General features: G+C 63.2%; 19 protein-coding genes. 7 read left to right on the forward strand and 12 right to left on the reverse strand.

Annotation, left to right across the window (positions count from 1 at the left end; all coding sequences use genetic code 11):
- Nucleotides 1-187: 187 nt before the first annotated feature.
- The 3 genes from AC57B1_RS38955 (at nucleotide 188) to AC57B1_RS38965 (ending at nucleotide 4,492) form a co-directional block, all read left to right on the forward strand.
- The gene (locus AC57B1_RS38955; RefSeq protein WP_496420320.1) at nucleotides 188-1,066 is read left to right on the forward strand and encodes a lipid A biosynthesis lauroyl acyltransferase; all 879 of its coding nucleotides are present in this window, start codon (nucleotides 188-190) and stop codon (nucleotides 1,064-1,066) included.
- Between the two features lie 805 nt (nucleotides 1,067-1,871).
- Nucleotides 1,872-4,217 (forward strand): DUF6531 domain-containing protein, encoded by a 2,346-nt coding sequence (locus AC57B1_RS38960; RefSeq protein WP_496420321.1) that lies wholly within the window; start codon nucleotides 1,872-1,874, stop codon nucleotides 4,215-4,217.
- Entirely contained in the window at nucleotides 4,217-4,492 is a 276-nt protein-coding gene (locus AC57B1_RS38965) for a hypothetical protein (RefSeq protein WP_408353238.1), read from the forward strand. The genes AC57B1_RS38960 and AC57B1_RS38965 overlap by 1 nt, the downstream gene beginning before the upstream one ends.
- Before the next feature lie 494 nt (nucleotides 4,493-4,986).
- Here the strand turns inward: AC57B1_RS38965 and AC57B1_RS38970 are convergent, their stop codons facing one another.
- The 3 genes from AC57B1_RS38970 to AC57B1_RS38980 are packed head-to-tail and all read right to left on the reverse strand — an operon-like array spanning nucleotide 4,987 to nucleotide 10,789.
- On the reverse strand, nucleotides 4,987-6,501 hold the full coding sequence (locus tag AC57B1_RS38970) for an efflux transporter outer membrane subunit (RefSeq protein ID WP_408353240.1): 1,515 nt from the start codon (nucleotides 6,499-6,501) through the stop codon (nucleotides 4,987-4,989).
- A gap of 2 nt (nucleotides 6,502-6,503) precedes the next feature.
- Nucleotides 6,504-9,641: an efflux RND transporter permease subunit gene (locus tag AC57B1_RS38975; protein ID WP_496420322.1), complete on the reverse strand. Its 3,138-nt coding sequence runs from the start codon at nucleotides 9,639-9,641 to the stop codon at nucleotides 6,504-6,506.
- Nucleotides 9,638-10,789 carry an efflux RND transporter periplasmic adaptor subunit gene (locus AC57B1_RS38980; protein ID WP_408353244.1) on the reverse strand — a complete coding sequence of 384 codons (1,152 nt, stop codon included), beginning with the start codon at nucleotides 10,787-10,789 and terminating at the stop codon, nucleotides 9,638-9,640. Before AC57B1_RS38980 ends, AC57B1_RS38975 begins: the two co-directional genes overlap by 4 nt.
- A gap of 217 nt (nucleotides 10,790-11,006) precedes the next feature.
- Between AC57B1_RS38980 and AC57B1_RS38985 the strand changes: the two genes are divergently transcribed.
- Nucleotides 11,007-11,624, forward strand: coding sequence for a TetR/AcrR family transcriptional regulator (locus AC57B1_RS38985; protein WP_408298221.1), 618 nt, complete (start codon nucleotides 11,007-11,009; stop codon nucleotides 11,622-11,624).
- Between the two features lie 16 nt (nucleotides 11,625-11,640).
- On the opposite strand, the gene AC57B1_RS38990 is transcribed toward AC57B1_RS38985, so the two are convergent.
- Complete coding sequence (locus tag AC57B1_RS38990; RefSeq protein WP_091793701.1) at nucleotides 11,641-11,853, reverse strand: hypothetical protein; 213 nt, start codon at nucleotides 11,851-11,853, stop codon at nucleotides 11,641-11,643.
- A 277-nt stretch (nucleotides 11,854-12,130) separates the two neighbouring features.
- Between AC57B1_RS38990 and AC57B1_RS38995 the strand changes: the two genes are divergently transcribed.
- Nucleotides 12,131-13,189, forward strand: coding sequence for a LysR family transcriptional regulator (locus AC57B1_RS38995; protein WP_408353246.1), 1,059 nt, complete (start codon nucleotides 12,131-12,133; stop codon nucleotides 13,187-13,189).
- A gap of 130 nt (nucleotides 13,190-13,319) precedes the next feature.
- On the opposite strand, the gene AC57B1_RS39000 is transcribed toward AC57B1_RS38995, so the two are convergent.
- From AC57B1_RS39000 to AC57B1_RS39035, 8 genes are all read right to left on the reverse strand, one after another.
- Entirely contained in the window at nucleotides 13,320-13,709 is a 390-nt protein-coding gene (locus tag AC57B1_RS39000; RefSeq protein WP_408353248.1) for a cupin domain-containing protein, read from the reverse strand.
- Between the two features lie 190 nt (nucleotides 13,710-13,899).
- Nucleotides 13,900-14,796, reverse strand: a complete 897-nt coding sequence (locus tag AC57B1_RS39005) for an AraC family transcriptional regulator (protein WP_496420323.1) — start codon at nucleotides 14,794-14,796, stop codon at nucleotides 13,900-13,902.
- The gene (locus AC57B1_RS39010; RefSeq protein ID WP_091793707.1) at nucleotides 14,793-15,023 is read right to left on the reverse strand and encodes a DUF2795 domain-containing protein; all 231 of its coding nucleotides are present in this window, start codon (nucleotides 15,021-15,023) and stop codon (nucleotides 14,793-14,795) included. Before AC57B1_RS39010 ends, AC57B1_RS39005 begins: the two co-directional genes overlap by 4 nt.
- Nucleotides 15,024-15,220: 197 nt before the next feature.
- A complete protein-coding gene (locus tag AC57B1_RS39015) occupies nucleotides 15,221-15,475 on the reverse strand; it encodes a hypothetical protein (RefSeq protein WP_091793709.1) in 255 nt (84 codons plus the stop codon).
- Nucleotides 15,476-15,729: 254 nt separating this feature from the next.
- Nucleotides 15,730-17,067, reverse strand: a complete 1,338-nt coding sequence (locus AC57B1_RS39020) for a C45 family autoproteolytic acyltransferase/hydrolase (protein WP_091793711.1) — start codon at nucleotides 17,065-17,067, stop codon at nucleotides 15,730-15,732.
- A gap of 176 nt (nucleotides 17,068-17,243) precedes the next feature.
- On the reverse strand, nucleotides 17,244-18,977 hold the full coding sequence (locus AC57B1_RS39025; RefSeq protein ID WP_408353349.1) for a ClcB-like voltage-gated chloride channel protein: 1,734 nt from the start codon (nucleotides 18,975-18,977) through the stop codon (nucleotides 17,244-17,246).
- A 112-nt stretch (nucleotides 18,978-19,089) separates the two neighbouring features.
- The gene (locus tag AC57B1_RS39030) at nucleotides 19,090-19,827 is read right to left on the reverse strand and encodes a glutathione S-transferase (RefSeq protein ID WP_091793716.1); all 738 of its coding nucleotides are present in this window, start codon (nucleotides 19,825-19,827) and stop codon (nucleotides 19,090-19,092) included.
- Nucleotides 19,828-19,984: 157 nt separating this feature from the next.
- On the reverse strand, nucleotides 19,985-21,076 hold the full coding sequence (locus AC57B1_RS39035) for a YeiH family protein (RefSeq protein WP_408353252.1): 1,092 nt from the start codon (nucleotides 21,074-21,076) through the stop codon (nucleotides 19,985-19,987).
- Between the two features lie 121 nt (nucleotides 21,077-21,197).
- Here AC57B1_RS39035 and AC57B1_RS39040 point away from each other — a divergent pair, with 121 nt between their 5' ends.
- Both AC57B1_RS39040 and AC57B1_RS39045 read left to right on the forward strand, forming a co-directional pair.
- Nucleotides 21,198-22,088: a LysR family transcriptional regulator gene (locus AC57B1_RS39040; RefSeq protein ID WP_496420324.1), complete on the forward strand. Its 891-nt coding sequence runs from the start codon at nucleotides 21,198-21,200 to the stop codon at nucleotides 22,086-22,088.
- Between the two features lie 171 nt (nucleotides 22,089-22,259).
- Complete coding sequence (locus tag AC57B1_RS39045) at nucleotides 22,260-23,033, forward strand: sugar phosphate isomerase/epimerase family protein (protein WP_496420325.1); 774 nt, start codon at nucleotides 22,260-22,262, stop codon at nucleotides 23,031-23,033.
- Nucleotides 23,034-23,035: the final 2 nt, after the last annotated feature.

Below are 23,035 nucleotides of genomic sequence, written 5' to 3' on the forward strand. Positions count from 1 at the left end.
CGCCTATTCCCTAGACGGTTTCGGCCTCCGGCACCACTGCGTCTCGCCGCGAGCGGGACGTCCATTCTCGAACTCCGCGCCGCGCGAGACCCGGTATGACGCGCGCGCCTGTCACTTCGTCCGTCGGCAATGTTGAGGTTGCGGCGGGCGGCGTGTTTGCCATCCAGCATCCACCGGGTCCCGCCTCGTGAAAAATCGAATCCTGATCTGTCTGATGACAGGTCTGCTGCGCGCGTTTGCGTTTCTGCCGTATAGCGTGGTCGCACGAATCGGCACGGGTATCGGCGCGTTGCTCTACCGCATTCCGAGCACGCGCCGGCGCGTCGTACATACCAACCTGAAGCTGTGTTTTCCGGACATGAGCGACGAGGCGCGCGAACGTCTGGCGCGTGCGCACTTTTGTCACGTTATCCGCAGCTATGTCGAGCGTGGGCCGCAGTGGTTCGGTAATGCGCAGGCGCTCGCACGCCTCGTCGAGGTGGAGAGCGCAATCGATCTCTCGGATATGACGGGTCAGCCGACGATTTTCGTCGGCTTCCATTTCGTCGGCATCGAGGCGGGCTGCATGATGTATTCGACGCGGCATCCGGTCGCCTCGCTCTATACGCCGATGTCGAACCTTCTTTTCGACGCGATGGCCAAGCGTCAGCGCGGTCGCTTCGGCACGGAGATGATTCCGCGCAGCGATAGCGTGCGGCGGGCGTTGCGCACGCTGCGCGAAGGCAAGCCGGTGATGCTGGCCGCCGATATGGATTTCGGCTTGCGCGATTCGGTGTTCGTGCCGTTCTTCGGCGTGCCGGCCTGCACGCTGACCTCCGTCTCGCGGATGGCGCGTGCGGCGAATGCGCGGGTGGTGCCGTTCGTCACGGAGGTGCTGCCGGACTATCGCGGATACAAGCTGAATATCTTCGAAGCGCTGAGCGATTTTCCGTCCGACGATGCATCAGTCGACGCGCGGCGTCTCACCGCGTTTCTCGAGACGCAGGTTAGACGGATCCCTGATCAATATTATTGGGTGCATAAGCGGTTCAAGAACCGGCCGGCGGGTGAGGCGAGTGTTTATTGATGCAGACCTGTGACGGGCTGCTGCAATGCGGGGCGCGGCGCCAGGCCAAGCGTGAGCAGGCGACGTAGTTAAACGCATCGGTGGACGAATCTCGTGCGCGGCCAAGGACTTAGCTGATATCTCCGGATGTTATCAACAGGTCTGTCAACACAAACTGTGGATAAAGTGTCCTACGATGCACAAGGTCTCCGATCATGGCCGCCCTCGGACGAGGGCACCCGCTTCCCCCGCCGGGTGAGTACTGGGGCGAAGGGAGCCAGTGTTCACCCCCGCTACCGTTTCGATGGCGAGTCGCGCGAAATGCCACTTGGTGCATGGTCGCGCGTGGCGCTCGTCGCAAGATCAACCGAGCCGTGCACGGCCCTTGCAGCGGGAACGCTCGACCACAGCACGAACACACTCCTATAGCCCGCTTTCTGCGGGCGCAGCACTAGAGTCTGATATCTGCGCTTGATCTCTACGGCGAGAATGCCGAGCTTGTTTTCTGAAGTGAAGGCGGGGCGCCAGTTTTGCATCTATCAAAACGTCGTAATCGTCCTCGGTGCTCCAAAAATTATTTCTTGGTTGCCTCGGGGAATATGGCTCAATCGGATGCGTTGGGTTCGCCATTTATTAAGCTTTGGCTCAACGATATCTGACAATTTTTGTTATGGGTTCCTACAGCTTGCTTCGGAATTCCCCAGTCCGGGTTTGTGTGAACGCAAGTCGCGCGTAGTTTTAAGAGTTGTCGGATTTTCGGGTCATCTTGGTCCCTATAGGTTGCTTGTGCGTCAAACAAATACAAAGCAAGCCAATAGGGATAAAAATGAAAAGACAAAGACTGTACGGAGAGGCGGCCGGATTTTTAGACCGGCTGGTGGTTGCCTTCACGTTGTTGGTTCTTGCGTTCAGCGCAAATGCAGACGACTGCTTCTCGCTGTACGCGAAATCCGGCGCCACACCGGGTTCCAGGACATGCAAGCTCGACGTTACGAGCAACACGCCTGGCGGAATGGGCAACTATGCGTGTATTAACGACCTCGCACTAATTGATCAGTGGTGCAACTCAACCGAAACCCCGCCTGACGATACCTGCCCGGTGGCGGACCCGGTGTTTCCCGCGAACGGGATCGTTACTCTCTCTGAAACTGACTTTGCAAGCGGCGATACGTCGCCGCTTGTGTTCAGTCGTAGCTACCTGTCGAAGCCGTTCGACAAAACCCAGACGGCGATGGGGGGCTATTGGGTCAGCAACTGGCAGCGAAGGCTTGATCTGACCGCAGCCAATGCGAGCACCCCAAAGATCTCCGCTTACCGGAGTAACGGGCAGCCTCTGATATTCAAATGGGTTAATGGAGCGTGGGCGGTGCCAGGAACGTCGGGTCTCGCCCTGACGAATGCTGGCGATGGTTACTTCTACCTGAAAGACGAACGACTCGGTACGACGGAAACGTACTCGGTCGGTACAGGTCTGTTTCACTCCGAGACAACACGCACGGGTATGTACCGTGAAGTTGGATACGTCGGACAACGGATGGATTGGATCGCTCAGTGGCCCGTTGATCGGATCGGGCAGGCGGCATCGCGGCTCACGCTTAGTCTGACCTATGACAGTAATGGTCGCATTCTGAGTGTAGTGCCGCCGTCGGGCAACGCGACACATTATGCGTACGATGCGAAAGGCAATCTTGTTTCCGTAACCGCGCCGATTGGATACGTTCGTCAGTACCTTTATGAGGATGTGCGCTTCCCGAATGCAATGACCGGGATAAAGGACGAATCCGGTTCACGGATAGCAACATGGACCTACGACTCCAGCGGACGCGCAATCTCAGTCACCCATCCGGACACGACGCGTAATGTGTCACTAAGCTATGGCTCCGGAGCGACCAGCCTCAGCGATGTATCCGGCACCACCACGTACTCCTTTAACGTTGGAGAAACGTCCCGCCCTGGTTCAATTGTTACGCCTCGTGGCGCGGTCTCACGCACGTGGGATATGTCAGGCAACCTGAAGCAGGCCGTTACGCCGGATGGGAATACACAGTACACATGGGACGGCGCCAACCGGCCGACGAAAGCAGTTGCAACAGTCTCTGGCAACAGGACGGTAACGACGATTGAGTATAGCGACAGCACCTCGTTGCGTCCGCATCTGGTTGCCACGCCGGGCAAGATCCGCGCGTTTGTCTATGACCAGGGCGGTAACGTCACTGGCTACGCCGAGACGGAGACGACCGATCTGACGGGCGAACAGGGGATGCAAGCCACTGGGACCGGTAACCAGTGGACAGTTGGTGCACGCTACGATTCGGCGAGCCGCCTTCTGTCGGCTGCCATCACACGGAATGGCTCGAAGCGTGAAGACTGGACCTACACATACGATGTACGGGGCAATGTCGAGTCAGTGCAGGATGCCGTATCTGGCTGGTCGATGCGAACGCTCTCTCGCAATGCTGAGAATCGTGCAACGCAGATAGCGGGTAATAGCGGTCAGGCGAGCATCGGGTACGACGAGCGCGGTCGCGTCAAGTCCTTTCAGTATAACGAACCGGCAAGTTCGTTAAATGGTGGACTTGCCCGTGTACTTGCAGTCGATTACCGGTACGGTCCAGATGGTACGGTGTCCTCGCGCACGGCACAGGTGTCACCAAATGGCGGCTGGTGGAAACCGATCAGTGATGCCGAACTGGGTGTCTGGCTGACGAACTGGGAACTCGGGAACGACCCGGTTGCGCCACCTGCGAACCTGACAGGACTCCAGTCGGACGCTCCAGCATTTGTGCCTGATATGTGCGTCGAATGCTACATGGCCTGGAAGGCGTTGCCGACAGGTAAGCTATTCGGCCAGGAACTGGGCGAAACACTGCCGGCATGGCGCGAAACCACCGAGTTGATGCTGAGCGATCAGGCGCAGGTTCCCTATCCTTCGCTCGTGCCCGATTTGACGAGTTCTGCGAAGCGGTCAACGCTTTACAGCAGCCTGTTCAAAGGGGGTAATGGTGGATTCGTTAAATGCGGCGGTAGGGAAACTCATGAAGCCGAATGCTATGCTCAGTATGAAAACGACAGAGACGAATGCCGTCTTTTGGCCGGACCAAGAGGGAAGCGAAACTGGGCCCTATGCTTGGCGAACGCTTTTGACAGATATCAACAATGCAGGGGGTATTAATGCCTAAACGTCCGCCGTATTCAATGGTTGTGACCTACGTCGAGAATCCACAACAGTTGATCATGCAAATGGTTGAGTCAGCTAGGGTGGCTCCGCTTCTGGCCGAGTGTATGGAAGTACCATTCTTTGTGGACGACGACGAATTCGAATTTGACGACGAGTTAGCGCGGCAGCTCGGCGTAGCAATGCTTAACGTGATCGCGGAGGGGCGGCCTGAAGTCAAAAAGCGTTTAAACGTCACGCAACACCCCCTTGACGCGTCACCAGAGGAGTAACTGGCCAAGTGCCCGGCGCTGCGACCATCGCAATTCTGATCGCAGCGCCGGGTAGCCCGCTGGTCCTATGAGTCCAGGTCAGCCTCCAAGCGGTGTTTTCTTCACGGCGCACCCGCAGAAGCGGCGGCGTGACCCTAAAAAAATCATGGGGGTGTGATTTATGACGTTGAGTTTCCGGCCTGGCATGAGCGCGTGCGCCTTTATCACGGATGGGCTTTACCGGTATCTGAAAGAGCACCGGGGCGCGGGACCTGTGGAACTGGTTCTTCGTCCCGAGCACAAGTCCGTGTTAAGCGATGAACTGCACGTACTATTAACAGGCATCGCATACAACGGTGTTTGTCGGGCCGTGTGGAATGCCTAAATTCCCCTCAGGTGGCCCGCGAACCTTTGTGGGTTGGGATTTTCGCGTGATTGGCGAAGACTTATCCACGGACTTGCGAACAGAAAACGGGGATAACTTCCTAACCGTCCGTACGGAATCCCAGGTTTAGCTACTTAGCGACTGACGCGCTCGCCGCCGAAGCCGAAGCCGCCGCCGAAGCCCCACCCACCCCCGTCTCAACCGGCGGATTCCCCATGGCCTGGAACAACGCCGCGGTGTCCGTCAGCCGCGCGCTCGTATAGCGGATCTCGTCGAGCTGCGCGTTGCGAAACTGCTGCTCGCTCGAGCGGGTCGACGCAACAGGCAGCGCGCCCAGCCGGTAGCGTCCGGAGGTTTCATCGAAGACGCCTTGCGCCGAGCGCGCCGCAATATTCGCGGCGTCCAGCGCTTGCGAGTCGTGTTCGAGCGCGGCCAACGTGTCGGCGACGTTCTGGAACGCGGCCAGCACCGTTTGTTTGTACTGCGAGACCGTGGCGTCGTAGGTATCGACCGCCGCACGCCGTTGCGCGAACAGGGCGCCGCCATGAAACAGCGGCTGCGACAGCGACGCTCCGATGCTCCAGATCGCGCCCGCGCCCGAGAGCGCGACCGGCCAGCTAAACCCGCCTTGTCCCATCGACGCGCTCAACGACAGACTCGGGAACATCTGCGCCGTGGCGACCCCGACGTCGGCCGCCGCGGCCTTCAGCGCGGCGTCGGCGGCCTGAATGTCGGGCCGGGAACGCAGCAGCTCCGAAGGCACCACCACCGGTACCTGCTCAGGCACATGCAATTGCGCAAGCTCGAGATCGTCCGGCGCCGCATCAGGTGTTCGTCCGAGCAGCACCGCCAACGCGTGGCGCGTGCTCAGCCATTGTTGCTTCAAACCCGGCAAGCTCGCCGACAGACTCGCCGCGCTCTGTTGCGCGCTCAACTGATCGGCATGCGAGACCGCGCCCAGCACGTACCGCCGCTGCGTGTCGCGCGCCTGATCGTTGGCGATGGTCACGAGCCGTTCGGTCGTCTCGATCTGAGCATGCAGCGCGGCGCTGGTGATCGCGGCCGTCACGATATTGGCGGCCAGCGCGCGGCGCGCGGCGTCGAACTGATAGGCCTGAACGTCGACGCGCGCGGCGAGCGCGGCATCGGCGAGACGCGCGGCGCCGAACAGGTCGAAGGTGTAATGCGCCTGCAATTGACCGACGAAGACGTTGTACAGAAACGTGTTGGGTCCGATCTCGGGGATCGCCAGCGCGCGATTGCGGGTCGCCTGGCCGCCGGCGTCGATGGTCGGCAGCATCGAGCTGCCGATCTGCGCGCGCAACTGCTCGCGCGCGGCGGCGAGGCTTTTGTCGGTCGCGGCGAGCGTCGGACTGTTGCGCAGACCTTCGTCGACCAAAGCGTTCAGCGTGTCCGATTGATAAAGCTTCCACCATTCGGGCACCGGCTTTGCGCCGACCACGAACTGCTGCGTGACGCCTTGCGCGGGCACGGTTTGCGTCGGCTGCGCTGCGGCGCCGTAGTGCGCCGGCTGCGGCATCGCGGGCGGCTCGCCGCTCGGTCCGAACGAGCAGGCGGCGAGCGCGCATGCCACGCCAGTGAGCGCGGCGAGGCGCGAATATCGGAAGAACGTGGGCGTGGTCATACTCAATTCCCCGTATGCGTCGTGCCGGACGCGGAGGGCGTCTGCGGCTCGCGTTCATCGGCACGCACGCGGAACGACGTGGCGTACAGCGCGGGCAGATAGAACAGCGTGAGGATGGTTGCGCTCGTAATGCCGCCCATCAGCGCAGTCGCCATCGGGCCGAAGAAGTTCGAGCGCAACAATGGAATCAACGCGAGCACGGCGGCGGCGGCTGTCAGCGTGATCGGACGGAAACGCCGCACGGTCGCGCCGACGATCGCATCGAACCGCTTATGCCCGGAGGCGATGTCCTGCTCGATCTGATCGACCAGAATCACCGAGTTGCGCATGATGATGCCGAACATCGCGATCACGCCGAGCATGGCGACAAAGCCGAACGGCTGGCCGAACAGCAGCAGCGTGAGCACCACGCCGATCAGCCCGAGCGGCGCGGTCAGCACGACCATCAGCACGCGCGCGAAGCTTTGCAACTGGATCATCAGCAGCGTGAGCACGGCGATGATCATGATCGGCATCTGCGCATTGATCGACGTCTGGCCCTTGCCGCTTTCCTCGACCGAGCCGCCGATTTCGATCCGGTAGCCCACCGGCAGGCTGCCGCGAATCTGGCCCAGCGCTTTGTCGACGGCATGCGTGACGTCGATACCTTGCGCGCCGGGCGCGACGTCGGATTGCACGGTGATGGTCGGCTGACGGTCGCGCTCCCAGATCACGCCGTATTCGAGGTCGTTGCGCAAATGGCCGAGCGTGCCGAGCGGCACGGGACCGTTCGGCGTAGGCATGGCCAGCGTGACGAGTTGCGCGGGATCGACGCGCTCCGCCTTGGGCGCGCGCAGATCGACGCTGATCAGCTTGTCGCGTTCGCGGTATTGCGTGACGGTGTAGCCGGAGAGCGTCATCGCAAGGAAGCTCGAAATGTCTTCTGAGCTCACGCCGAGTTCGCGCGCTTTTTTCTGATCGACCTCGAAGCGCACCGAGCGCTCGGCGGGTTCGTCCCAATCGAACTGCACGTTGCGGGTGCCGTGGTCCGCACGCAGCGTCGCGGCGACGCGCTCAGCGATCGAGCGCACGGTGGCGATGTCGTCGCCGCTTACACGGAACTGCACGGGATAGCCGACGGGCGGTCCGTTCTCGAGGCGCGACAGGCGCGTGCGGATCGCCGGAAAGTGGTCGCGCAATTGCGGTTCGAGCCACTGCGCGAGCTTTTCGCGATCCTTTACCGACTTCGCCGTGATCACGAACTGCGCGAAATTGGGTTGCGGCAATTGCTGATCGAGCGGCAAATAGAAACGCGGCGCGCCGGTGCCGACGAAGTCGACCGTATGATCGATTTCCGGACGGCCCACTAGTGTTTTTTCGAGCCGCGTGGCCTCACGCAATGTGGCTTCGAATGAGGCGCCTTCGGGCAGGCGCACATCCACCAGCAACTCGGGGCGGTCCGAGCTCGGGAAGAACTGCTGCGGCACCAGCGTGAAACCCGCCATGGCCAACACGAAGAGTACGACTGTGATCGCCAGCACGACGAAGCGCCGCTCGATGCACCAGCCGATCCAGCCGCGCAGGCGCCGGTAGAAACGCGTGTCGTAGATGTCGTGCTCGTGATCGTCGGGCAGATGTGTCTCGTGCGCCTCGCGTTTGCGCTCGGGCAACAGGTGATAGCCGAGCAGCGGAATCAGTACCACCGCCGCAAGCCACGAGGCGATCAGCGCGATCGCCGACACTTCGAAGATCGAACGCGTGTATTCGCCGGTGCTCGACTTGGCCAATGCGATCGGCAAAAAACCGGAGACGGTGACGAGGGTGCCGGTGAGCATCGGAAACGCGGTGCTCGTGTACGCATAGGCTGCCGCGCGCGTGCGGTTCCAGCCTTGCTCCAGCTTCACCGACATCATTTCGACTGCGATGATCGCGTCGTCGACGAGTAGTCCCAACGCAAGCACGAGCGTGCCGAGCGACACCTTGTGCAGGCCGATGTCGAACAGGTACATGCACAGCGCGGTGACGGCGAGCACCACGGGAATCGAGATCACGACCACCATGCCGGTGCGCACGCCGAGCGACACCAGGCTCACCACCAGCACGATCGCCACGGCTTCGGCGACGGCTTCGAGAAAGTCGTCGACCGAATGCGCGACCGCGTTCGGCATGCTCGACACTTCGACCAGTTGCAAGCCGGCGGGCAGCGCGCGGCGCAACTGGACCATCTGCTGATCGAGCGCCTTGCCGAGGCGGATCACGTCGCCGCCCGGCTGCATGGTCACACCGATGCCGAGCACAGCCTTGCCGCCGGAGCGCATTTGCGTGACGACGGGATCGTCGTAGCCGCGTTTGATCGTGGCGATATCGCCGAGACGGAACGAGCGGTTGTTGATGCGGATCAGCGTGTCGGCGAGGGCGTTGACGTCCTTGAACTGGCCGGTGGGACGCACGAATACGCGGTCATCGGTGGTGGTCAGCGTGCCGGCTTGCGAGACGCTGTTCTGCGAATTGATGGCCTGGCCGAGTTGCTGCGGCGAGATGCCCAGACGTGTGAGCTGCGTATTGGCGATCTCGATGTAGATGTGCTGATCGGGATCGCCGAAATAATCGACCTTGCCGACGCCCGGCACGCGCAGCAGCACCGTGCGCAACTGGTCCGCGTAGTCGTGCAGTTGCGCGGCCGAAAAGCCGTCGCCTTCGAGGGTGTAGATGTTGGTATAGACGTCGCCGAATTCGTCGTTGAAGAACGGGCCTTGAATGCCTTGCGGCAGCGTGGCCGCAATGTCGCCGACTTTCTTGCGCACCTGATACCAGGTTTCGTGCACGTCCTTGACTGGCGCCGAGTCTTTCATCGAGAAGAACATCAGCGATTCGCCGGGGCGCGAGTAGCTGCGCACGAAGTCGATCGCGGGCGTCTCCTGCAATTTTCGGCCGATGCGGTCCGTGACCTGTTCCTGCACCTGGCGCGCGGTCGCGCCGGGCCAGAAGGTGCGGATCACCATCACGCGGAACGTGAAGGGCGGGTCTTCGGATTGCGCGAGCCGCGTATAGGCGAGGATACCGAAAGCGGTGGCGAGCGCGATCAGGAAAACGACCAGCGCCTGGTGGCGCAGCGCCCACGCGGACAGGTTGAAGCGTCCCTCTTCAGGCGTGGTGCTCATGAAGCGAAGTCCTCGGGATGCAGCGGCGCGATCGCACGGACTTTCTCGCCGGCGGTCACCGTATGCACGCCTTGCAGCACGACGCGCTCGCCCTCCTTGATGCCCTGGCTAATCACCACGGTGCGCTCGTTGTAGCGCGTGACCGTTACTCGGCGCAGTTCCAGCGCGTTGTCGGCGGCGCGCACGATCCACACGGCGGGCTGCGTGCCGTCGTGGAACAACGCGGTGGCGGGCACGGTAAACGCCGCGTTCTGATTGGCCGAAGTGTTCGCCGGCGCGGCGAGTTCGATATCCGCGGTCATGCCCAGACGCACGTCCGGGCCGGGGTTCTCGAGCGTGAGTTTGGCGCGATAGGTGCGGCTTTGCGGATCGGCGGCGGGCGAGAGTTCGCGCACGCGCGCGGCGAACTTGCGCCCCGGCAGCGCGGCAAGCGTGACATTGGCGGTTTGCCCGACGGAGAGCGCGGCGAGCGCGCTTTCCGGCACGTCGCACACCACGTCGATGTCGCCGCTCCAGGCGAGGTTGTAGACGGCCTGGCCCGCCGAGACGTTCTGACCGGTGTCGGCCTGCTCGGCGGTAATCACGCCGGCGTGATCGGCGGCGAGCGTGGTGTATTGCAACTGGTCTTTCGACAACGCCGCCTGCTGCGCGGCCTGATCGCGCTGCGCGACGGCGGATGCGTATGCGTTCGTGGTCTGTTCGAGTTGCGCGGGCGCGATCAGATTCTCTTTCGCCTGCGCCTGATCGCGATCGAGTTGCTGCTTCGCATACACAAGACTGTGCTCTGCGGCGGCAAGCTGAGCCTGCGCGCTCGCGGCGTTCTTTTGCTGGTCTGCCGGATCGAGCCGGGCGACGATCTGCCCGTTCTTCACCACATCGCCGAGGCGCACGCGCCGCTCGACGATCTTCCCGCCGACGCGAAACGACAGCGGCGTCGAGTAACGGGCCTGCACTTCGCCGGGTAACGAGGCTGCCTGCGTCTCGCTGCCGTCCGCATGCACGGCGACAGCGACCACCGGACGCGGCTCGGGCGCGGCGGCTTCTTTCTTCGAACACGCGGCCAGCGTGACGACGCCGGCAAGAACCAGAGCGAATGCTGCGTGGCGCGGGCTTACGGGACGGCCACGCCGACGCGACTGCGGGCGCATCGCGGGCGATGCGGGAAAACCGGGACGCTTCACAATTACCCCAACTGGAGACAGCGAACGAACACGGCAAGCCGCAGCGGCCCGCCAGCGAAGACGCGTAGGCCATTATGCAACTGGCATACGCATCTGACTTCGAATGACGATTTGCATTCTAATACACACCTGTATTTGAATGTTGGAGTGAATTCGGATTCTTTTCAGTGCTAGACTGGCGGCCATGAAACGGCAACGACTGACACGCGAGCAGAGCAAAGACCAGACGCGCGAGCGTTTGCTCGATGCTGCGCAAGCCATTTTTATGAAGAAGGGTTTCGTTGCGGCGAGTGTCGAAGACATCGCGGCGGCGGCGGGTTATACGCGCGGGGCGTTCTATTCGAACTTCCGCAGCAAGAGCGAGTTGTTTCTCGAACTACTGCGGCGCGACCACGAAGTCATGCAGGCCGGGTTGCAGGCTATCTTCGCGGATGCGGCATCGCGTGAAGAAATGGAAGCACGCGTGCTGCGCTACTACAGCAATCTGCATCGCGAGAACAAGTGTTTCCTGCTGTGGGTCGAGGCGAAGTTGCTCGCGGTGCGAGACGGCCGTTTCCGGATTCGCTTTAACGCTTTCATGCACGAGAAGCTCGAGCAGTTGAGCGCGTATATCCGGGAGTTTTCGGCGCGTGTGGGCACGCCGATGCTGATGCCGCCGGAGACGCTGGCGATCGGCTTGATGGGTTTGTGCGACGGTGTGCAGTTTTTCTACACGGTCGACCCGCAGAACGTGCCGGCGGAGATGGCTGAAACGGTGCTGGCGGGGTTTTTTGCGCGCGTGGTGTTCGGGCGCGAACCGTAAGACGTAAAGCGCGGCTTCAGTCAGCCGGCAACTGCGCGCAAGCGTCGGCAACCGGCGTTGCGCAGACGAACGAATACTGCCCGCTATAGCGCAGAACCTCTTCGCCCACATGCAGCACCACCTTGATGTCCGGGCAACGTTCGTACGCGATGAAAGCCGAACACGCCGCAGCGGACCAGCAGACCAGCGAGAACGCGATTTTTTCGAACAGCTGAAAACGATGTGTCATAGCAATTAACGATTGATTTCCCTTTCGGGGGCTATGATACCAGCATCCTAGGGTTTATACCTACTCCAAATCCGCAATAAACCTTGCAAAAAACCGCACGGAGTTGACGCGAGCGCACTGGCAAACCTGTCCGGAATGTCATGTTCAGGTCAGGGTTGGGACATGATCGGGTCGATACAATCGGATCGTTGGGCAAACCCGCGCGCGCCTTGCCGCGCGGGTCGATACAGGCGTGAGGGTTGCGCCGGCCCGGCTTTACCGCGGCAGGAGTCGTCCCATGAACCAATTGCAGTCGATGCGCGTTTTCGTCAGAGTGGCCGACCTCGGTAGTTTCGTCCGTGCGGCTGGCGCGCTGGATCTTTCCACGGCGGTTGTCACGCGTCACGTCGCCGATCTGGAAGCGCGCCTCGGCACCCGCCTGCTCAATCGCACCACGCGCCGCCTCTCGCTGACCGAATCCGGCACGACTTACCTCGAGCGCGTGCGGCACATTCTCGACGACCTCGAAGGCGTGGAGCAGATGGTGGTGGCGCGCAATCACGAGCCGGTCGGCACTTTGCGCATCGTCGCGCCGGTGGTGTTCGGGCTGCATAGCCTCGCACCGGTGGTCCAGTCCTATGCCGCGCGCTATCCCGACGTCGTGCCCGATGTCACGCTCGCGGATCGTCACGTCGATCTGGTGGAGGAGGGCTTCGATGTCGGCATTCTCGTCACGCGGTACATGCGCAGCGCGAGTATCGTCACGCGGCGTCTGACCACCGGCTATATGACCGTCTGCGCGACGCCCGCGTATCTGGCGCAGCACGGCACGCCGACGCGGCCCGAGCATCTGCTCACGCATCCGTGTTTGAGCCGGCCGTCCGAGCAGGGCGGGGAAGAGCGCGTCTTTACCGGGCCGGACGGCGAAGTCCGCGTGCGCCCCACGAATGCGATCGTTGCGAACAATACGGAAATGCTCCGGCAGTTCGCGCTGCTGGGGATGGGCGTGGCGATCCTGCCGAGCTATCTGATCGGCCGCGATCTGGCGTCCGGGCGGCTCGTGCCGCTGCTCGCCAACTACCGTTTGCCGCAGATCGAAATCACGATCGCCTATCCGAGCCGCCTGCATTTGCCGGCGAAGGTGCGGACTTTCATCGACCATCTCGTCGAGCATTTCCAGCAGCAGGGCCAGCACGCGCGCGATCCGCGCACCGTGACGCCGGCGCGTTCGGTGGCGGAGGCCGCGGAGGTGATGACGGACATGGGCGATTTTCTGGAGCCGGAATCGTCCGCCGATGCAGCGCATCCTATGCCCAAGGCCGCGCGCTCGCGGATTGCGGCGTCATCGCCGTTCTGATGTCGCGTGCGAGGGGCGTGGGCGTTTGAAAGGGGCCGAAGGTTTCCGGCCAGCCGTGCGTTTGCCGGGCAGATGGTTCATCGTGGTTGAGCCACCTGGCCGCCAGAGCCATGGCGAACGACGAGATTGCCTAAATCCACACGTCGTTCGCCGCGGTCCGTTCGCTGACTTCCTCGCCAGTATTCTTTACGCCGCGCGGCTCGATTAGCAGCAGCTTGACTTCGCGCTCGGCGTACGGCTTGTGCTCGGTGCCCTTCGGCACCACGAACATTTCCCCGGCGGAAATCAGCACGAAACCATCGCGCATGTCGATGCGCAGTTGCCCGTCGAGCACGATGAAGGTCTCATCGGTGTCAGCATGCTCGTGCCAGATGAAATCCCCTTCGATTCGCACCAGCTTGAACTGATAGTCGTTCATTTCGGCGACCACGCGTGCTTGCCACTGGTCGTTGAAAAGCGCCAGTTTTTCCGCGAAATTGATGGATTGATACGGCCGTTGAATGACTTGAGCGTCGGACATCGTCGTGCTCCTCCTGAGCGGTTATGTCAGGCTGGAAGGGTACGGCGCAACGGGCAGGCGGGTCTTGAACGTTTGTGCGCGCGGCCGTTCGGCGCCGCGCGATCAGGTATGTAGCCGCTCGACGGCTCAACGGCTCAGCGACTCAACGACTCAACGACTCAACGACTCAACGACTCAACGACTCAGCGACTCAGCGCGCCCCGGCGAGCCCCGGCGAGCCGACCATCTTCAGCCATTGCGCGGGCGCGACGCCCCATGCGTGCTTGAAATGCCGCGTCATGTGACTCTGATCGGCAAAGCCGCTTGCGGCGGAGGCGTCGGCCAGCGACACGCCTTTGAGCACCAGTTGCCGCACGAGATCGAGACGCCGCATGGTCAGATAGCGATGCGGACTGGTGCCGAACAGCGCGCGAAAATCCCGCGATAGACTCCAGCGGTCTCGACCCGCCGCGGCGGCAAGTTCGTCGAGCGTGACCGCGCGATCGAGCGACGCAAGCAGATAATCGCGTGCCAGGGTTGCCGCGCGGTAATCCACCGACCGGGGCGCGTCCGGCGCGCCGGCCACTGCGGCGAGGGCGACGGCCAGATCGTGGAGCGCGCTGTCCTGTTCGAGCGGGTCGATGGCGCTATCCATCGCCTGCAACAGGCTCTCGGTGGCGGCAAAGAGGCGCGGATCGTTCGACAGGCCACCTTCCAGAAACGGCAGCGGCCTGCCGCCGAGCGCCTGCTGGAACAACGCCGGATCGACATAGACCATGCGGTAGTGGAAGCCGTCGCCGGTGCCGGCCTGGCCGTCGTGCGGTTCGTCGGGATGCAGCACCATCGTGCCGCCCGGCAGGCTGTTACGGATGCTGCCGCGATAGCGAAAACTCTGAACGCCGGCCAGCGTGCGGCCGATCGCATAAGTATCGTGCCGGTGCATCGCGTAGCCGGCCTGATGAAAGAAAGCCTCGATCCGTTCGATGCCGTTTGCACCGGCCGTCTGCGGCGAGCGGTAGATCCAGTCGGATTCGCGTTTCAGGCCAGGCGCGAGCGAGAGGGACGGCGGGCGGGAACGAGGCTGCGACGAACCCGACTCCTCGCTCATGCCCCGAGTCCCGGGCTGTAATTGCCGCTGATCAGGCGCGTGACCGAGTTCACGTCGACATAGTCCTGCTCCGGCAAGCCGTCGAGCATCGAGAGCACCTCGTTGCTCGCGCCAGCTTCGCGCGCGGCGTCCACGAGTGCGTCTTTGTTGGTTGGAAACTGGACGGCGCCCAGAATATCGGTGATCTGGAGGTCAATCGATTCGCCGGGAATAGCCGATGCGGTCATGCAAACGCTCCTCGTAAGACGGTTGGGCGTGGCGCTTGCCGCTGGTTGAAAGCGCGCGGCTGACGTAACGCAATGGATGCCGGCCCGCGCATGCCGGTGCTGTAGCACATGCGCGCCCTCGACCGCATTGCGGCCGTGAACGCCAGGCAGTGTAAAGCATGCAGCGCCGCGCGCACGCCTCTATGTGACAGGTCGCGTCAGGTCTGCAAGTGCTCGTTCTGCCCAGTAAAGCTCCGGTCGAGATGTCGCGATTTGGGCAGCGCGATATGTTCCCAGTGTTGCGGACGATTGCTGTCCGCGGCGGCGACATCCGGCGCCGCGGGGGCAACGGGTGCGGCGTTGGCGCGTTCGGCAAGACTATTGGCGGTCATGCTGTCCGGCGCGGTATGAACCGGCGCGGCAAAACAAGAGGCTGACAGCGTCACCATGGTCAACAGCGTCGAGGTTTTCATCACCCGACCTCCTAAGCTCATGCGGCGCTGACAATGGAGCAAGCGCTGTGCCGTCCCCGCGTCGAAAGGACGGCCCATGCTAAACGTGACCTTGCGCGCTAATCCATGCTGAATGGCGGATTTTGCAGCGCACGCACGTTCACGACAAAGCGGTATTGCCGATTCCAGATGATGGCAGAAACGCGGCGACTTCGCAGCAGCGCCGTCGCGAACGGTCATACGCTGCTTATGTTGCGCTGCCGCAAGCTCGGCCCCTAACGCAACGCTTCGAAGCGCGTCCACGGCCACGACGGCCGGTCGCGCATGTAGCCGTTCAGCCAGTTCCACTGCGGATGCCGCTTCATGAACGCCTGCGCGTCGAACGGCCGCCCGCACGGATGGCCCCAGCGCGCGCTGAACGCCATCTCGCGCGCCATTTCGCTGTCGGCCACTTTGCCGTCGTTGGCGCCCCATGGGTTGAACGGTCCGTGATCGGTGCCGCCGAAGCGCGCGTCGTCCAGTTCCAGATGTCCGCAGATGGTGCGCGAGCACGGGTTGTCGTTGCGGTCGAGATAGACGTCGTGATGATCGGCGATCATTTCCTTGGCCAGTTCCACGTCGATCTTGCCGCGATGCATCTCTTCCAGTTGCATGAAACGCAGGCGCCGCGCGCCGTTCTTGCGCACATCCGTATAGTCTTCGCCTTCGCCCAGGCATTCCTGATTGCGGATCTTCAGATCGGTTGCGGTGTTGTAGCCGCTGTAGAAGCCGTCTCTCGTGCTCTCGAAGCCGGAGAAGTGCAAACCCAGTTCGTAACGCGCGATCTCGCCGGTCTTGGTGTCGCCCAGCAGCCAGCTATTCGCATAGCCGCCGTTATTGGCGATCGCGAACATTTCACACCATTCGCCGATGCTGTTCGCGTACTGCGACGCGCGCCGCGAGCGGTAGAACTCGGGCGCGCCCGCCGCGTTGTAGCCGGCGAAGTTGGAGATGGTGGTTTCCGTCACCATCAGGCCGGCCGCGGTCACCCAGAAATCCGTGAGGCTGGAGATGCAGCCGGGCAAGCCTTGCATGAGGATGCGGTGGCCCTGATCGGGCACGATGTCGAATACGACATTGAACGCGTCGCCGGCCGCGTAGCGGTCCCACGAGTTGTGCGCCATCACGATGCGGCCGTCGCGGGTCGCGCGGCCGGTGGCGATGAACGCGCTGCAGTGGTGCCCGCGCCGTCCGCGCCACGGTTTCATGCCGAGGTTCGGCTGCTGCTGCGCCGCGTGGGCCGGCCACCAGCTTTGCAGCAGATCCATGTAGCCGTTCCACGCCAGTACTTCGGCGAATGGCAGCTTGGCGCCGTCGGCGATACCCTGGATTTCGTCGGCGAATTCGGTGTCGAGTTTGTTGGCGAACTGCGAGACCGCGGCGTCGACGAACGTGTCGAAGTCTTCGCCGGTGTCCCACTTCGCGAGGTAGCGGGCGGTGTGGATCGCGTTGCGGATTTCCGTGGCGAGCAACTGGCCGTGCTGCTCGCCGCGGTCGTAGGGCTCGCCTTCGATATGCACGAAAATCCAGCCCGCCTGGTCGCGGCGCACGGCATCGAGGGACGGTTCGCTCATCTTCGCTCCGATCGAAGGGCGGGCGTCTCGGTGCGCCCGTTCTGGCGTAACGCGCGCTGCGGGCATTCGCCGCAGCAGTCTGTCCATTGTAGAGAATTTGCCGCGCTTTGCACGGCACGCAAAGCGACCGCGGGCGCAATCCTGGATGGCTTTGCGCGCGGCCCCTAACGCGTCCGCTAACGCGTCGGATTCATGCGGAAGTACGCATCGAGCAGCGAGGTTTTATAGACCACCCCGGCCAGCGTGGGATGCGCGGCGCTTTCGATTACCGGCAGGCGCTCGCCCTGAAACGCGAGAAAGTGCTGCAACGCGACGCCGAGCGGCATATCGGGCGTGAGCACGTCGAAATGCGGCTGCAGATAATCCGCCGCGGTCTTCGCGGTGGTGTCGCGCCCGTCGAGCAGGTCGGAGGTGATGTCCTTGAGCGCGACCACGCCGAGAAACGCGCCCGACTCGTTGGCCACGTAAAGATATTTCACCGGATATTCGAGAAACACGCGCGTCATGTCCTGCACGGTCGCGTTGGGCGGCACGACGGTTTCGGCTGGGCGGATCAGCTCGCGCATTTGCGTGGCGCGCAGGCGCGAGCGCTCCTGTTCCTCGTTGTGGCGCCGCAAGGTGATTTCGTACATGGATGTCTTGCCGATCGCGCGCGACACGAAATAGGCGACCACGCACGAGAGCATGAGCGGCAGCACCACCTGGTAGCTGAGCGTCATCTCGAAGATCATCAGGATCGCCATCAGCGGCGCCTGGGTTGCGCCCGCCAGAAACGCGCCCATGCCGACCATCGCATACGCGAACGGGGCCGACGTGCCGTGCGGCCACAGCGCATGCATGCCCTGGCCGAACAGCGAGCCGACCACCGCGCCGACGAACAGCGTCGGCGTGAACACCCCGCCGATCGCGCCGGAGCCCGCCGTGGCCGCCGTGGCGACGAGCTTGAACACCAGCACGAGAACGAGCGCGGTCCATGTCCACGGCGAATGCAGGATCGAGTTGACGACGCTGTAGCCGTTGCCCCACACCTCGGGCGTCCACACCGACAGAATGCCGACCACGAGGCCGCCGAGCGCGAGTCTCACGGGCAGCGGCACCGGCAGCTTGCGAAAGCTTTTCTTCGACACGTCGAGCAGGCGCAGAAATTGTGGAGCCGCCGCGCCGCACAACAAGCCGAGCGCGACGAACAACAGCACTTCGAGACCGGCTACCGGCGGAAACACCGGCATTTCGTACGGCGGCTTGTAGCCGGCGAATTCACGCATCGTGATGTTGGCCACCACGGCCGAGACCACCACGGGCCCAAAGCTTTCCATCGCAATCGAGCCGAGCACGATTTCGGTGACGAAAAACGCGCCCGCAATCGGCGCGCTATATGCGGAGGTGATCCCGGCGGCCGCGCCGCATGCCACCAGCAGACGCAGTCGCGACGGATCGAAATGCACCCAGCGTCCGATCAGCGAGGCGGCCAGCGCCGCCAGTTGCACCATCGGACCTTCGCGGCCGATGGACCCACCGCTCGAAATCGTGAACAGCGACGACACGCTGCGCCACAAGCTCAGCTTCACCGGCACCACGCCGTCGCCGATCGCGACCGCTTCCATGTAATCGATGTGGTTGCATTTGTCCGCATGCCGCTGCGCGATCAGCAGAAAGAAGCCGGCGATCAGGCCGCCGGCGGCGGGCATCCAGATCCGCACGGTCCACGGCAGGCTGCGCGCCATTTCGACGAAACTGCCGGCCTTGCCGACCACCGCGAATTGCAGCAGCGCGATGGCCTCGCGAAAGGCGATCGTGGCGAAGGCGCCCGCGACGCCGACCACCACCGACCAGACCAGCATCGTGTGGGCGTCGGAGAGGCGGAACAGATCTTGTGCGCGGGTGCGCAGCTTCAGCAGGAATGAAAGCACGTCGACGGTACGGGGCGTGAGAGTGGGTTGAATAGCGCGCACGGCAACAACAGCGCGCCCGCTTCGGATGGCGGGCGCGCTACGGTCAGTGAGCGAAGGGAAATGGCGCGGCTCAAGCGGCCGCCTTGTCGAGTTCCGGATAGTGCCGGAAGATGCAGGCCTCGTTGTGTTCGATACGCCGGTCGGACTGCAGGTATGCGGCGATGTTCGGCCGCTCGATCACCGCGTCGTGCAACGCGGCGAGCCGCGGATAGTGTTCGCCGAAGCGTTTGAGCGCGCGCGGAAACGCGTACAGCAAGCCGTCGATCAACTGGAACATGGACAGGTCGACGTAAGTGAGCGCGTCGCCCACCATGAAGCGGTCGCCGGCCGGATTCTGTTTCAGCACACGCTCGAAGTACGACATGAACTTCGGAATGCGGTTGTCGATGAAGTCGTGCGCGCGCACTTTGGCGGCGTCTTTCTGGTCTTCGTAGTAAAGCGAACTGGCGAGCGGGTGGTGCGTGTCGTGCGCTTCGGTGACCATGTCGGCGATCGTCAGTTGCAGGCCGTTGGCCACGTAACGCAGGCTTTCCACCGTGGGTGCGAGATTCAGCCGCGGGCCGAGATAGAACAGGATGTTGGCGGTCTGCGCGATCACCAGCTCGCCGTCTTTCAGGAACGGCGGCGCGAACGGCGGATACGGCTCGTCCCTGCTCTTCATCACCGACATCATCGCCTTCGTGCCCAGGCCTTCCGACGGTTCGCCGCGCGCCACTTCCACGTAGTCGGCGCCGGCTTCTTCCAGCGCGAGCCGCACGAATTCGCCGCGGCCCTGCAGGCCGTCCCAATAGTAGAGTTCCAGACTCATCGATCGATCCTCATTCCGGTTGCATTGACAGCGCGCATAAGCGGACTGCATGAGCTGACGACGTCAGCAACCAGTATGCCGCGCGAGCGCGCCGCATGGGTCTCCAGAATGCGCAAAACCCCGCACGCGGCGGGGTAAGTGTGAAGGCGAGGGCGGCTTAGCCGAACAGGTGCTGGACAGTCCATGTGATACCCAGTCCGCCGGCAATCAGCCACACATACAGAATGAAGCCGGTGGTCAGTGCGCGGGGGCCGGCCTGCCGGATCTGCGAGATGCGTGTTTCGATGCCGAGCGCGGTCATGGCCATGGTCAGCGCGAAGGTGTCCAGCATGTTGAGCGTGCTGGTCGCGGCTTCGGGCAGCACGTGCAGCGAGTTGATCACGACGAAGGCGAGAAAGCCGAGCGCGAACCATGGAATCGCCAGCTTGCGGGGTGCGTGGGCACCGTCTGCCGAGCCGGCCGAAGCGGCGTTGCGGCGCGCGGAGCGGTTCACCCACATGCCGACCACCAGCAGCACCGGCACCAGCAACATCACGCGCGTCATCTTGACGATGGTGGCAATGTGCGTTGCTTCCGGGCTCACGTTGCTGGCCGCGCCGACCACCTGCGCCACTTCATGGATCGTGCCGCCGAAAAAGAGGCCCGCGCCAACCGTATCCAGATGCAGCCAGCCTGCATTGAACAGCACCGGGTACATGAACATCGAAAGCGTGCCGAACAACACTACGCTGCCCACGGCCATGGCGCTCTTGTGCGGCTTCGATTGCAGCGTCGATTCGAAGGCGAGCACGGCAGCCGCGCCGCAGATCGCGCTGCCCGCCGCGGTCAGCAAGGCGGTGTCGCGGTCGAGTTTCATGATTTTCATGCCGGCCCACGTGCCGATCACGAGCGTGCTGACCACGATCAGGACGGATTCCGCGAGGCCGGGCACGCCGACCTGAGCGATTTCCTGCAGGCTCACGCGCAGCCCGAAGAACGCCACGGCAATGCGCAACAGCTTGCGCGCCGAAAAGTTGACGCCGGCCGCCCAGCTGGCGGGCATGCCGTCGCGCAGCGCATTGCCGTAAATGGCGCCGGCCACGATGCCGACGATCAGCGGGCTCAGGCCCAGTCCGGCGACGGCCGGAATCGCGGCGATCCGCGTCACGGCGGCGGCGAACAGCGCGACGAAGAGAATGCCGTTGAGCTGGCCGCGGGTGGACAACCCGGCGGGCGACGTACTGGCGGCGGTGAGTTGAGCGGTGGACATGGTGCAGCCCTTTTCTGTGACTGACGAAGATTCGATGGGGCTAATCCTAAAGTAGATATATCGATATGAAAAATCATGATTTAGAATGTAAAGTATCGCTTGAGCCGATACTTGGACCATCATGACCCCGGACCAACTTATAACGTTTGCAGCCGTCGCCGAGCATCGCAATATCAGCCGGGCGGCGATGGCGCTCCATTTGTCGCAGCCGGCCGTGTCTGGCCAGCTGCGGCAGTTGCAGGACGAGTTCGGCGAGCCGCTGTATCAGCGTGACGGCCGCGGCGTGCGCCTCACGCCCGCGGGCGAGCAACTCGCCAGCTACGCCACCCGGCTGCGCGACACCTGGCGGCAAGCCCACGCGTACCGCGACGCGTTACGCGGTCTCGAGCAGGGCTTCTTGCGGATCGGCGCGAGCACCACGCCGGCGAGTTATCTGCTGCCGTATCTGATCGCCGATTTCCATCGCCGTTATCCGGATGTGACGCTGCATACCGCCGACGGCAACACCACCGAAATCGTCGCCGCGCTCGGTTCGGTGGACATTGCAATGATCGAGGGACCGGTCGGCGAAGACCTGCCGCCGGACACCGCGGTGCATGCATGGCGCGAGGACGAAATCGTCGCGATCATGCCGCGCTCGCATCCGTTGGCGCAGTTGGGCGACGGCGGCCCGGCCGACCTGGCGGCCTTCGGCGAGCATCCGCTGGTGCTGCGCGAGGCAGGTTCGGGCGTGCGGCAAATCGTCGAGCGGGCCTTCGCGCGGGCCGGCGTGCCGATGCGCGTGGCGCTCGAGATTGCCGGCGTGGAAGGCGTGAAGGAGGCGGTGCGGGCGGGCATGGGCATCGGCTTCGTCTCGGCGATGTCGATGCGGCACGAGGACCGCGCGCTCTGCCTGCTTTCGCTCAGCCCTGAGCCGCTCACGCGGCGGCTGTCGATTCTGGTGCCCCATGCGAGCGCGCCATCGCGGGTGGTCGAGCGATTTCTCGCGCTGTGTCTGGACAACGGCCCGTGAAGCGAGACCGACGTTGCCCATGCCCGGCACGCCTGGGGATTTCCACTATGGTGCATGACGCCGACCTCGGCGCACTATTCGGGCATCGCAAGCGCCTCGGCGTTTTTTTTCGAAGTGCATTTGGAACCGGTTCCAAATGCTGATGACAGCAACAGATTGAGTAAATTCGACATGGTTGATGCACCGGACGTGGTGATTGTCGCAAGCGCATTCGGAATGGATGCGGTCCGCACGGCCGGCCATCTGAAGTGGGCGCGCGTGAGTAGGCAGGCAGGGGCGGCGGGTTTCGAAGTGCGCCGCGAACTGTTCGCCGACCAAGCCGACGCCACGCCGCACAACCTGCGCGCGCTGGGCAAGCAGATTGCGGAACTCGGTTTGTGGTCGGTCTACTCCACGCCGGCTTCGCTGTACACGGCGCACGGCAAGCTCGACGCCGACGCGTTGCGCCTCTCGGTCGAAGAAGCGCTCGCGCTCGGCGCGCGTTTTGTCAAGTTGCAGCTGGGCGGTTTCGCCACCGACGCCAATGCCGCCGTGATCGCCGATCACATGCGCTGTGCGGAGCTGCGGCTCGTCGTCGAAAACGGGCAATTGGCGCAGGGCGGCTCGCTCGCGCAATTCACCGGCCTGTTCGACGCGCTGACGCGCGAAGGACACGCCGATGTGCTCGGCATGACCTTCGACATGGGTAACTGGGCGTGGTGCGATGTCGCGCCGCTCGACGCCGCGTTGCCGTTGGCCGCGCATGTGGAATACATCCACTGCAAGACGGCGGTGGGCGAAGGGGCAAGGCGTTTTCCGGCGGCTCCGGCTGCCCACGACGCCCAATTCGCCGCGGTGCTCGACCATCTGCCGCGCCATGTGCCGCGCGGCATCGAGTTTCCGTTCGAGGCGAGCCGGATCGAAACGGACGCGGCGCATTACGTCGCGTGGCTGGCCGCCGCGTGAGC

Source organism: Paraburkholderia sp. BGA-UO-ETr-F21 (genome assembly GCF_059567925.1).